The organism is Vibrio sp. 10N.239.312.C11 (assembly GCF_041466065.1).
In the GTDB taxonomy this organism is placed as follows: domain Bacteria; phylum Pseudomonadota; class Gammaproteobacteria; order Enterobacterales; family Vibrionaceae; genus Vibrio; species Vibrio tasmaniensis_A.
The window spans coordinates 1-11,177 of sequence record NZ_JBFSRZ010000083.1 but is presented as its reverse complement, the minus strand read 5'-3'; the positions used below and the strand labels follow the sequence as shown (position 1 = coordinate 11,177).

The 11,177-nt window shown below is 43.7% G+C and carries 6 protein-coding genes and 2 pseudogenes; 4 read left to right on the top strand and 4 right to left on the bottom strand.

Going from position 1 to position 11,177, the window contains the following annotated elements; all coding sequences use genetic code 11:
• Positions 1 to 55: 55 nt before the first annotated feature.
• Together AB6D07_RS21685 and AB6D07_RS21680 are read left to right on the top strand one after the other, a co-directional pair.
• Positions 56 to 1,600, top strand: a pseudogene (locus tag AB6D07_RS21685) (VRR-NUC domain-containing protein); the annotation flags it as partial.
• 168 nt (positions 1,601 to 1,768) lie between these two features.
• A complete protein-coding gene (locus AB6D07_RS21680) occupies positions 1,769 to 4,123 on the top strand; it encodes a fatty acid cis/trans isomerase (protein WP_017102547.1) in 2,355 nt (784 codons plus the stop codon).
• Between the two features lie 259 nt (positions 4,124 to 4,382).
• On the opposite strand, the gene torS is transcribed toward AB6D07_RS21680, so the two are convergent.
• Both torS and AB6D07_RS21670 read right to left on the bottom strand, forming a co-directional pair.
• Entirely contained in the window at positions 4,383 to 7,406 is a 3,024-nt protein-coding gene (gene torS, locus AB6D07_RS21675) for a TMAO reductase system sensor histidine kinase/response regulator TorS (RefSeq protein WP_017102546.1), read from the bottom strand.
• A 64-nt stretch (positions 7,407 to 7,470) separates the two neighbouring features.
• Complete coding sequence (locus tag AB6D07_RS21670) at positions 7,471 to 7,635, bottom strand: hypothetical protein (protein WP_231847902.1); 165 nt, start codon at positions 7,633 to 7,635, stop codon at positions 7,471 to 7,473.
• Between AB6D07_RS21670 and torT the strand changes: the two genes are divergently transcribed.
• Together torT and AB6D07_RS21660 are read left to right on the top strand one after the other, a co-directional pair.
• Complete coding sequence (gene torT / locus AB6D07_RS21665) at positions 7,580 to 8,527, top strand: TMAO reductase system periplasmic protein TorT (RefSeq protein ID WP_241810870.1); 948 nt, start codon at positions 7,580 to 7,582, stop codon at positions 8,525 to 8,527. The two genes, AB6D07_RS21670 and torT, sit on opposite strands and share 56 nt — an antisense overlap.
• A gap of 60 nt (positions 8,528 to 8,587) precedes the next feature.
• Positions 8,588 to 9,043 carry a methylglyoxal synthase gene (locus AB6D07_RS21660; protein WP_009844869.1) on the top strand — a complete coding sequence of 152 codons (456 nt, stop codon included), beginning with the start codon at positions 8,588 to 8,590 and terminating at the stop codon, positions 9,041 to 9,043.
• A 171-nt stretch (positions 9,044 to 9,214) separates the two neighbouring features.
• Here AB6D07_RS21660 and AB6D07_RS21655 read toward each other — a convergent pair whose 3' ends face one another.
• Entirely contained in the window at positions 9,215 to 10,777 is a 1,563-nt protein-coding gene (locus AB6D07_RS21655) for a PAS domain-containing methyl-accepting chemotaxis protein (protein ID WP_017102544.1), read from the bottom strand.
• A 206-nt stretch (positions 10,778 to 10,983) separates the two neighbouring features.
• Positions 10,984 to 11,177 (bottom strand): annotated as a pseudogene (locus AB6D07_RS21650) (hypothetical protein); the annotation flags it as partial.

Below are 11,177 nucleotides of genomic sequence, written 5' to 3'. Positions count from 1 at the left end.
CTTTGAAAAGCGAAATGTCGCTTAGCTAAGTGTCCAGTCTGACTGGAGCAGATCAAGTGACGATGAATGCCGTTGGTTGTCTGAATACAAACGTCTTTCAGTCTCAAGCCAGTGTCTAATGATTCGTTTGCTTTCTCGCAAAGGCTGCTGGTTTCGAAGTGATAAGCTCGACTATGCTGAAATTCCAGATCTGAAAAACGCCCTACAAGAGCTAAACACATCGAACTTCATTGCGTTAAGCCACTCTACTGAGCAACATAACCTCGTCATTAGTGATCTCGAATTAGGATTGAATCTACTGACTAAACCAGAGCTGTTCAGCGCATTTCCATTTCTGATGAACAATAAGACAGCGAAGAAAGACGAACTCTTGGCTTTGCTCGATCACCAACCTTTTAATAAGTTTCAAAACTTGTCGTTCGATTGTATTTACGTTGTCAAATCTGAAGTTATTGATGTCTTGCTGCTACTGTTCTTTGCCAATACTTATCAAGACCTAAGCCAATTCGTTCTTAGCGATCTTGGGCTCAACACCTTCGAAAACTACCCATTAAGCAAACAGCGCCGTTTCTTCACCTCTAGAGAACAGCTCAATCAACTGCTCCAGATGCGCGATATTCAACGCTTGTATTCAGAAGGTGACCGCAAAGACGGTGAATTTCTGGAACTGCTTTTAAATTCGATTCCTGAAGAATCGGAACACAAAGGCATAGCCAGAAAACGATCACGTTTGATCAACGTTATTGCACGAGATCTAGAAAGGCTCAACCAAAACGACCAAGCTGTCTTTTGGTTCAAACAATCCGAACTTCCTCCGAGCAGAGAACGACTTGCACGCATCTATGACAAGCAAGATGAGCTAAACTTAATGTGTGACATTGTCACGAAAATGAAAGCGAATCCATCAGATGTATCAGAGCTGGAAGTCGCTATTAAGCTTGAAAACAGGCTACTACGGAAACAGGGCCACAAAGTTTCTCGAACCATAAAACCGAGCTGCAAAGAGATAAAACTGGAATTAGACCTCAGCCAAACGCGAGTTGAACTTGCGGTGAAGCAACATTTCGAAAACCAAGGTTGGGAAGTCTACTTTTCAGAGAACAGTTTTTTATGTGGATTGTTTGGCTTAGCCTTTTGGGAAGTGATTTTCGCAGACGTTGAGAGTGCATTTATTAATCGTTACCAACATCGCCCTCTGGATCTGTACCATTCAGACTTCATAGACAACCGAGCTGAACAGATCCAGGCTGTGTTTCAAACCATATCCGAGCAAGGACTAAACCAATTGCTTGATATCTACGACCAGAAATACGGTATCGCAAATCCATTCGTTCATTGGAACCATTTCCCTAAAGCACTCATTGAGCACAGTATGGAGGCTATTCCGAACGCCTTAATCGTCGATCTATTCAAAGTGATGCTCAGTGAGCTAAAGTTATTTAGAACTGGGATGCCGGATTTGATTGCGTTCAAGGACGATGAATTTCATTGGATTGAGGTCAAAGGGCCCGGCGATAAATTGCAAGACAACCAGTGGCGATGGATCAAAGAGTTCGAGCGATTATCTGTTCCATTCTCGGTTTGCTACGTCAATCATTAGATAGTTGCCTAGCTCTAGTCTCTAGTCTCTAGTCTCTAGTCTCTAGTCTCTAGTCTCTAGTCTCTAGTAAATAACTTACATCAATATCTTATCTATAACATAGTCAGAACATGAGCTTTTTCAATCATTTTCGATATAATTAGAGAAAATGCCTAATCTTTAATACGTATGAATTTGAAAAAACTCTTCATTTTAGCTTTTGTTAGCGTCTTCTCAGGTTGTGCCGTCTACGCGGGGTTGAACTTCGATCAGCTCTTTGGTGAACAACAAGTCCGAGATCGCCAAGCGCCTATTCTTTCATCTCAAGCACAGCATTTCATTGACGAAGTCAAACCTATCATTGATAGCCGCTGTGTTGTTTGCCACGCTTGTTATGATGCACCTTGCCAGCTCAAAATGTCATCAGTTGAAGGTATCGACCGAGGGGCGAGTAAGGCACTCGTTTATCAAGGCACCCGTTTAACCGCCTCAGCCCCTACCCGCCTGTTTGAAGACGCGATAACCACACAAGAGTGGCGTGATGCGGATTTTCATCCAGTGCTTAACGAACGTATGCAGAATTCAACGGCTAACCTTGATGCTGGGCTTGTTTCTCGTATGTTGATGCAAAAAGAAAACCACCCTCTTCCAGATCAAACGCAACTTGAAGGCTTCGACTTTTCAACCGATCGCGACCAACAGTGTCCGACCATTGAAGAGTACGCTCAATACGAAAGAGATTACCCGACGTGGGGAATGCCTTATGGCATGCCGAACTTAGATAAAACGGAATACGCGACTTTAATGAGCTGGTTGGAAAATGGCGCGTTAATGAATGACCATATTCCACTGAATGATGCGGAACAAGAGCTCGTTGAAATCTACGAGGGCTTTCTCAACAAGAGTGACAATAAAAGCCAACTTTCAGCACGTTATATCTATGAACATCTGTTTCTATCACACCTCTATTTCTCTGATTTAGCTCAGCCAACACGCTTCTTCACCTTGGTTCGTTCTGCGACGCCTCCTGGTGAAGCGATTCAACGCATCACGAGTCGTCGACCTTACGACGATCCAAAAGTGGATCGGGTTTATTATCGCCTGATTCCAGAGCAAGGCACCATCGTCCACAAAACACACATGCCTTTCGCATTAAACGAAGAACGCCTGAACAATTGGAACACATGGTTTGTGGATGCTCGTTACGCTGTCAAACAACTTCCTAGCTACGCGATTGACGTCGCGGCGAATCCAATGACTTCGTTTGAAGCTCTTCCGGTGAACTCGCGCTTCCATTTCATGCTGGACAATGCACAAAACACCATCATGGCCTTTATCAAGGGGCCGGTGTGTCGCGGGCAGCTGGCACTCAACGTGATCAATGATAGATTCTGGGTACTATTCATCGATCCTGATAAAGCGGATCTGCCTGAAATTAATCAGTTTTATGCCAACCAGAAGCAAAACCTAAAGCTGCCTAGTGAACTAGAAAGCAACACTGTCCCTGTCACAAACTGGGTGAGCTACGCGAAGCAGCAAGCTCGATACCTTAATGCGAAATCAGACTTCACCAATCAATGGTTTGATAGCGGCGTAAATCTAGACACAGATATCATTTGGGATGGCAATGGCACGAACCCTAATGCCGCGCTTACTATCTTTAGACACTTTGATAGCGCTTCAGTTGTTCAAGGTTTAGTTGGCCCACAACCCAAGACAGCGTGGATTCTTGATTACGCCCTTCTAGAACGTATCCATTACCTTCTCGTTGCTGGTTTTGATGTCTACGGTAACTTCGGCCACCAACTGATTACCCGCATGTTTATGGACTTCTTGCGCCTTGAGGGTGAGAGTAACTTCTTGACTCTTCTTCCAAAAGACGTACGACACATTGAACACTCAAGTTGGTATGAAAACCAAAGCTCACAGTTGAGCGACTACTTGCAGCGCAATATTGCACCTTTTGACCAGCCAACCAACGTGATATACAAAACGACAAATCCTAAGCGTGAACTGCTTAATATGATCAAAGATAAGCTCGCGCCGATCCTCGATAATCGCTTTGATATTGTCGAAACAGGGTTCAGTCGGAAAAACGAAGCTCTGCTCAAACAAGTGAATTTGATTAAGGGAGTTGGTCTGCGTCATGTGCCTCAATTAGTGACGATCATGATTGAAAGCGAGAGCGGCGATGAGCAGCTGTTCACTATGATTCACAATAACGCTCACAGCAACATTTCAAGCCTGTTCAATGAAGAGGGTAATCGAGATTACGCCAATGACGACTTAACACTGGTACGTGGGGTTATAGGTAGCTACCCTGCCGCTTATCTGTCATTAACTGAGCGCGATATACCGACTCTGGTTAAAGCACTGCAAAGCTTGGACACAGAAAAAGATTACGTCGCGTTACTGGATAAGTTTGCAGTACGACGCAGTTCGCCTGAGTTCTGGCCATTCAGCGACCGAGTTCACCGTTGGTATAAACAAGATCAACCGATTGAGTTTGGTTTATTGGATTACAACCGTTTTGAGAATAGATAGTAAAAATAGATAGCCAGTAAGCGCTAGGCCTTGGTTCTAGCTTTTGAACATTGAGCACATTGCCTCGAGCGTCGGCTATATTGCCTTGAACGTCGGTCATATCACCTTAATCGTCGGCCATATTGCTTGAAATCTTGGTAAGTCTTTCTTAAAGAACCATTGGTACACATGCTATAAAAAATCCTCTGACGAATAGTCGTTCAGAGGATTTTTTATTTGGCTTGCAGATTAGGTATAAGCTTAAAACAGGCTCACATCGTTAAACTGAAACATAGGGCACAAGTGCCTTCAACGAGTCTTTAACTAGTTCCGATAAAGCTTGGTCGTTATCTCGATACTGCAATAATGGTTCTTCGCTTGCTTCAATGCTCTGACACAAGCTGTACAGTGCTGATAGACCCAAACTACCCGCTGATCCTTTAAGTTTGTGCGCCAAGGACTTCACTTCTCGTCCATCATCCGCTTGACTAGCCTCAGCTAATTCATTCAAGGTCAGGTCACTGCTTTCATCAAACAGCGCAACGATCTGTTTCATTTTCTCTAATCCAAGAATCGACAGATCACCCTCTATCACTTTGGAATCAATCAATTTCACCGGAGCATCTCCTCGGTCTTGGGTATCATATTGAGCATCAATGGTAGCCGTGTGATTAGCCAAAACATCAGCCACCTGTGTGGCGTTCCGTTCATCACTGTTACTCTCAATTACGCGTTTATAGTTTTGTTTGCAAACAGCATCGTTCGGATCAGGCTGTGGTAACAACAGTGCTTTACCATCGAGTTGAGTAACGATGATCTGAGAAAGAGCCTCTTTCTCCAATGGCTTAGGCAAGAAACCATCAAACCCTGATGCTAAATAGCTTTCGACTTCTTCATTGAATACATGCGCCGACACCGCCACCATAGGTGGTATATTTATCGGCTCAGCCGTGGACGTTTGTTCTAGAATCGTTTTTAACTGCTGAATCAGCTCTATGCCATCACAATCGGGTAGATTGATGTCTACCAGCGCAATATCAAACGCCTGCTCACTGAATATAGCTCTGGCCTCTTCTCCTGTTGTCGCCATCACAACGTCATGGCCTAGGTTATTCAGAAATCCTTCAGCAACAATGCAGTTAACAGGGTTATCTTCAATCAACAATACTTTGGCACGGATACAAGCTTCAATAGTCGGTGCTTTCGTTTCAATCTTCTCACCCGCGAACAAAGGTACTGAGAACCAGAATTGGCTACCTTCTCCTTCTTCGGAATGAACACCAATATCACCGTTCATTGCTTGCATGATACTTTTGCTGATCGCTAGCCCTAGCCCAGTGCCGCCAGTTTTATTGCGACCACTACCGGTTTGGGTGAATGCATCAAACAGACAAGCTTGCTCTTTGCTATCAATGCCAACCCCCGTGTCTGACACTTCAAACATCACTCGATTTTCATCTTCTATATCTAAGCTGATAAAGATATCGACTGAGCCTGTTTCAGTGAACTTAATCGCATTCCCAACCAGATTGTTCAAAATTTGGCTGATTCGTGTTACATCACCACGCCAATAATGTTGTACGTTACTTTCAATATGGAAATCGAAATTAAGTTTCTTCTCAGCAGCACGTCCCTCCATTAGTTGGTAGGTATCTTTAACCATTTGGTAGAGATCAAACGAAGCCGTGCGAATTTCTAAATGCCCCGCTTCTATCTTTGAATAATCAAGCACGTCATTCAAAATGGCGAGAAGATTCTTGCCGCTGCGGTTAATGATATCGGCATAACCCGATTGCAAAGGATCTAGCCCAGTATCTTTAAGTAATCGAGCCGTACCTAACACACCATTCATCGGTGTTCGTATTTCATGGCTCATCGTCGCGAGGAAGGCGGACTTAGCCCGGCTTGCTTGTTCTGCGGCATTACGAGCCTTAGCGTGATTTTCCACCTCGACATTCAACTTCTCATTGGTTTTTTGCAGTTGATAAGTTCGGTCGGTGACCAATTCTTCTAAGTGCTCTTTATGTTCTTCGAGCTCACGTTTCGCCTTCGCTTCTCCAACGGCTACCACTTGTAGCGCCTGTGCCGTATTTCTCGCTGTAATAATAGCCTCACCCATATGCGCCAGTTCATCATTACCTTTAACCGAGATATCGATATTCAGACGCCCCTGAGCGATAGACATCAAAGCTGAAGAGTATTCAGTAAGACGTTTAACCACCGAGATATAAACAACTCGCCACACAATAACGGCAACGATAACCAAGCCAATAACTGAAATCACCGACAACGACCATTGAGCTAGATTCAGCGTGCTAGTCAGCTCATCAACCGCTTTTTTGGTACTTAGATTCGAATCGTCGATCAATTGGTTAACCGTTGTATTCAGTTGCGAAAACAGCTCCAGCGTATTTTGCATCAAAAATTCAGATTTTTTGGTGTTCTCATATTGTTCTAGCGATATATCGAACACGACTTGGCGTTTTCTTAATTCTTCAAGAAGCTGAGACATCTGCGCTGAACGAGTCGGATCTTCGACCGCTTTCACACGGCGCGCCATAATTCTTAGATTAGATTCAAACTCAGATTGGATTTGATGAATACGTTCAACGTTAGTGACAGTCTGCGTTTCTTCAATTTGATTAAGCATTTTGTACGCCAACAAATGTAATTCGTGCAAGCGTTCAGACAAATCAAGGTCAACCTCAACAAGCGCATCTAAGGCTTGGTAGGCTTTATCAGTTTGCTTAGTTTCTAGTAGGTCATAGATGTGTGTGACGTTGGCAACTGCGATGGTGGCCGTGTTCAACACTTGGGTTCGGGTTAGCTGTTCTAGCTCTTCCGCAAGTAGACGCATCTCTTCAACACGAGAAGACAGTTCCTTGTTTAACCAAAGCTTACGTTCAACTGACACGCCCAACTCAGCCAGTGTATTAATAACACTTTGGACATTGTTTTCGAGTTTATTAAGAAGTTGGGAATCAAAGCTGTCGACGCCAAGTTCTTTGATATGCTGAAGAAGCGACTCAAGTTGACCGAACAACATAGTGCCCGCTTCTTTTCTTTCTGCTTCATTTCTCGCATTAGAAAGCGTTTGTACCGACGAAATAATACGGTTACTCAACTCAGATACTTGACGAGCTTCGATCATGGCAGGAAGAGCAGAATCGACGACGTTTCTTTCAGTCTTTGCTACAAAGCTAAAACCAGAAACACCGATCAATGCAGACAATAAAACCAACAGGGCCATCACTAAGAATGAGGCAAGTAGCTTGCGTCCAATACTCGCTGAAGCTAACAACATAAACTCTAAACCTTAAAACGTTCTTCTTTACCCATGCAGAATACGCTATATTTTGCAGTGTTTCTTATCTAAAACCAATAAAACGGCAATTCATGCTATCTAGACCTTTAACTTCAAAAATTCTTCTCTCATTACTAGCATCAGTCACCACTGTAGCAAGTGCTAGTGAGCCTTTGAGCCCAATAAAACCGGCAGAAGCCACATCACAAAAAGAAAAAATTTGTGCCATTTATCCGCACCTAAAAGACTCTTATTGGTTATCGGTTAACTACGGAATGGTCTCAGAAGCAGAAAAGCAACAAGTCGAACTTAGAGTTTTAGAAGCTGGCGGTTACCCCAACGTAGCCAAACAGGCCTCACAACTGGTGCTTTGCACGCAATGGGGAGCTGATGCCATTATTTTAGGCACCGTTTCGCCTGACGCTTACCATGAGAACCTGACCAACTGGGTCGGAGCAACCCCTGTATTTGCCACAGTCAATGAGTTAACCGTCAATAAAGAACAACAAAGAGTATTAAAAGGCACGGTCGGTGTCGACTGGTATCAAATGGGCTTCCAAGTCGGAGAGTTTTTGTCGAAAAGACATCCCAAAGGGTCAGGAGAAACACCTATCGCCCTATTACTTGGCCCACAAGCAAGCGGTGGCACTAAACCTGTAGCTCTCGGGTTTTATGATGCAATCAAATCGAGCGATATCAAAATCACGATCAGCTATTGGGCAGACAACGATAAAGAACTGCAAAGAAACTTGGTACAACAAGTCATCGAACAACCGGATATTCAATATATAGTCGGAAGTGCAGTCGCGATTGAAGCTGCGATAAGTGAACTAAGAGCTGCGGGTAAAACCAAAGATATTGGGTTAATTTCAAGTTACTTAAGTCACGGAATCTACCGCGGTTTGCTTCGTAACAAGGTGCTTTTTGCACCAACAGATAAAATGGTTGAACAAGGTCGCTTGTCGGTAAAGCAAGCCACCAATTACTTGCGTGGTCAACCTTATGAAAAACATAGCGCACCTATGATTGAAGCGCTGACACCCGCAACACTCAAAGATCAAATTATCGCTGACTCATTGTCACCTTCTGAGTTTCGCCCGGTATTCAGTGTGAATCCTTAGTGCTATATTGACTAAAGAACTCAAAACAATAAAAACGAATCAATCATTTAGGGAACATCCATGCAAAAAACGACGCGTACTATGCCAACGCATAAGAATATCGCTTTGGTCGCTCATGACCATTTCAAACCTGAGCTATTAAGATGGGTCAAAGAGAACAAAGAAAAACTACAAAAGCACTTCCTTTATGCAACGGGCACGACAGGTTCTCTACTCAGTAAAGAAACAGGCTTAGCGATTAAGAGCATGATCAGCGGCCCAATGGGCGGAGACCAACAACTTGGTGCGCTTATCTCTGAAGGCAAGATCGATATGATGATTTTCTTCTGGGACCCATTGAATGCTGTACCACACGACCCGGACGTAAAAGCACTACTTCGCATAGCAAGTGTTTGGAACATCCCTGTAGCCACCAACCGCGCTACCGCTAACTTCCTGTTTAACTCTTCACTGCTTGAAGAAGAAGTGATCATTGAGATCCCAGATTACGAAGCATACTTGGCAGAGCGCACATAATCACACGTTAAATTGAACACACTAAAGAGCCTGCATTATGAACTGCCCCCAATAGTTGGACACCAATTATTGGGGGCTTTCTGTTTTTGTAATCTGCTCTTTTGAGCCACAAAAAAGCCTTGCTAGTTTCGCAAGGCTTCTCTTATTTCTCATTACTCTAAAATCTAACCGCTATTTTTCTTCGAAGCGCTTCGCTAAGTGATAGAACTCATTCACTTGCTCTTTTAGCTCTGTGGAGTGGTCTTTCACGGAATGTGTTGCAACCAAGTTTTGCTCTGCGGTGGATGCAATAGACTGCATATGCAGATTTACTTCGCTCGATAGTTCACGTTGTTTATGAGCAGAGCTTTCAACAGATTGCATCAATTCATTCATCGATTGCATTAGATTTTCAACTTCAGATAAACGCTCTGCGCTCACCTTCGCAACATCACCGCACGCGTCGGTTTGGTCTCTGTTCGCCAGGATATCTTTCTGCCAGCTTTCAATCGTAGCCAGCATAGTATCGATGCTCTCTTTAATCTGAACTGTGGCCTTTGACGTTCGACCAGATAACGCACGTACTTCATCGGCAACAACGGCAAAGCCTCGTCCTTGCTCGCCTGCTCTTGCCGCTTCAATCGCAGCGTTAAGTGCCAACAAGTTAGTTTGTTCAGCGATTCCACCAATCTCTTCCATTATCTTGCTCACGCTTTGCGCTTGGTCGCTCAATTGGTAAGTCGTGTGCGTCGCTTTCTCCGCCTGAGATGCCAAGTTTTCAAGGTTACGATGGGTTTGATCAATGCTCTCTTTAGCACCAGCACAAGTTTGCAAGGTAACATCGACAATCTGGTGAGCTTCTTCTGTACGAGAAGAGACTTCATTGGCGGTCACCTCAACCTCTTCAGTTGCTTCACGTACCTGAAGAATATCTTTTGTCTGCTGATCGAGCGCTTCAGTGACTTGGTATGACGTCGCATTAAGGTTATCAGCTAAATCTTGCAATGGTTTCGCTGAGTCTGTCATACGGCCTAACACAGTGCGAATTCGGGCAGACATCAGCTTGAGATGAAAATCGGCAACAGAGAACTGACTGTTACCTGAGTAGACAAGGCGACTGACACTATCGAATTTAGATTGCAGTTTTTTCAACTGTAATGGAGTATCAATGAGCTCTTGTCGGAAAAGCAGTGCTAGAGCAGAGACAGGAAGAAGACTCAATATCCACTGCGATGCTTGCCCTACTTCTACAAGATTTGAAATCAGAGGCGCAGCCAAAGAGCCAAGTAACACTGCGTAACGAACACTGTCACTGATCTGTAGTGACCATTGGCGACCTGACGTCTCAGCTTTCAACAAGCTTTGATAGGCCTTATCCGCAACTTGCACCCACTCGCTTTTCGGCTTAACACGAACAGACTGATAGCCACTCACCTTCCCGCCATCATAAATAGGGGTAACGTAAGCATCAACCCAGTAGTACCCACCGGATTTAGTTTTGTTTTTTACGATCCCGCGCCACGCCTTGCCTTGTTTTAGATTCACCCACATATCGGCAAAAGCCGCTTTAGGCATATCACCATGCCTAACAATATTATGGTTTTGCCCAAGTAATTCATCTTGGTTGTATTCTGCAATGCGACAAAAAGCATCATTACTATAGGTAATCACACCTTTAAGGTCAGTAGTTGAGACAAGTTGTTCATTTTCGCTTAAAAGCGTTTCACGAGATTGAGAAGGAGAGCTGGCTGTCATTATATTAACTTTTGTTAACTATTATTGTAGCCGAGGAATATATACAATTATTAAAGTTATGACAAAATGCGAACGTAACATTTTGTGTAAATGACTGCTATTTATACAAAAATAACCAATGCACCTCACAAAACTCTCAACGCTAAGCCTCTTCCCTAACTATTATGCCTTTGATCTAATTATTCACACCTCTATCTGGCTAAAGGTCATGACTCATCTAAGTTAACTGCAGTGGTAAATTTCACGGTTCTCATAGAGACTGAGGTATGGAACTTGCGAATATTCAGATCTTTGCGTAATACTCGTTCAACAAAGTCTTCGTAAGCTTGTATATCTTTCACCGTAACAAGGCTTTGTTGCGTAATTAAATTTAAAGATAGAACAACCCCGTTTCGCGTAT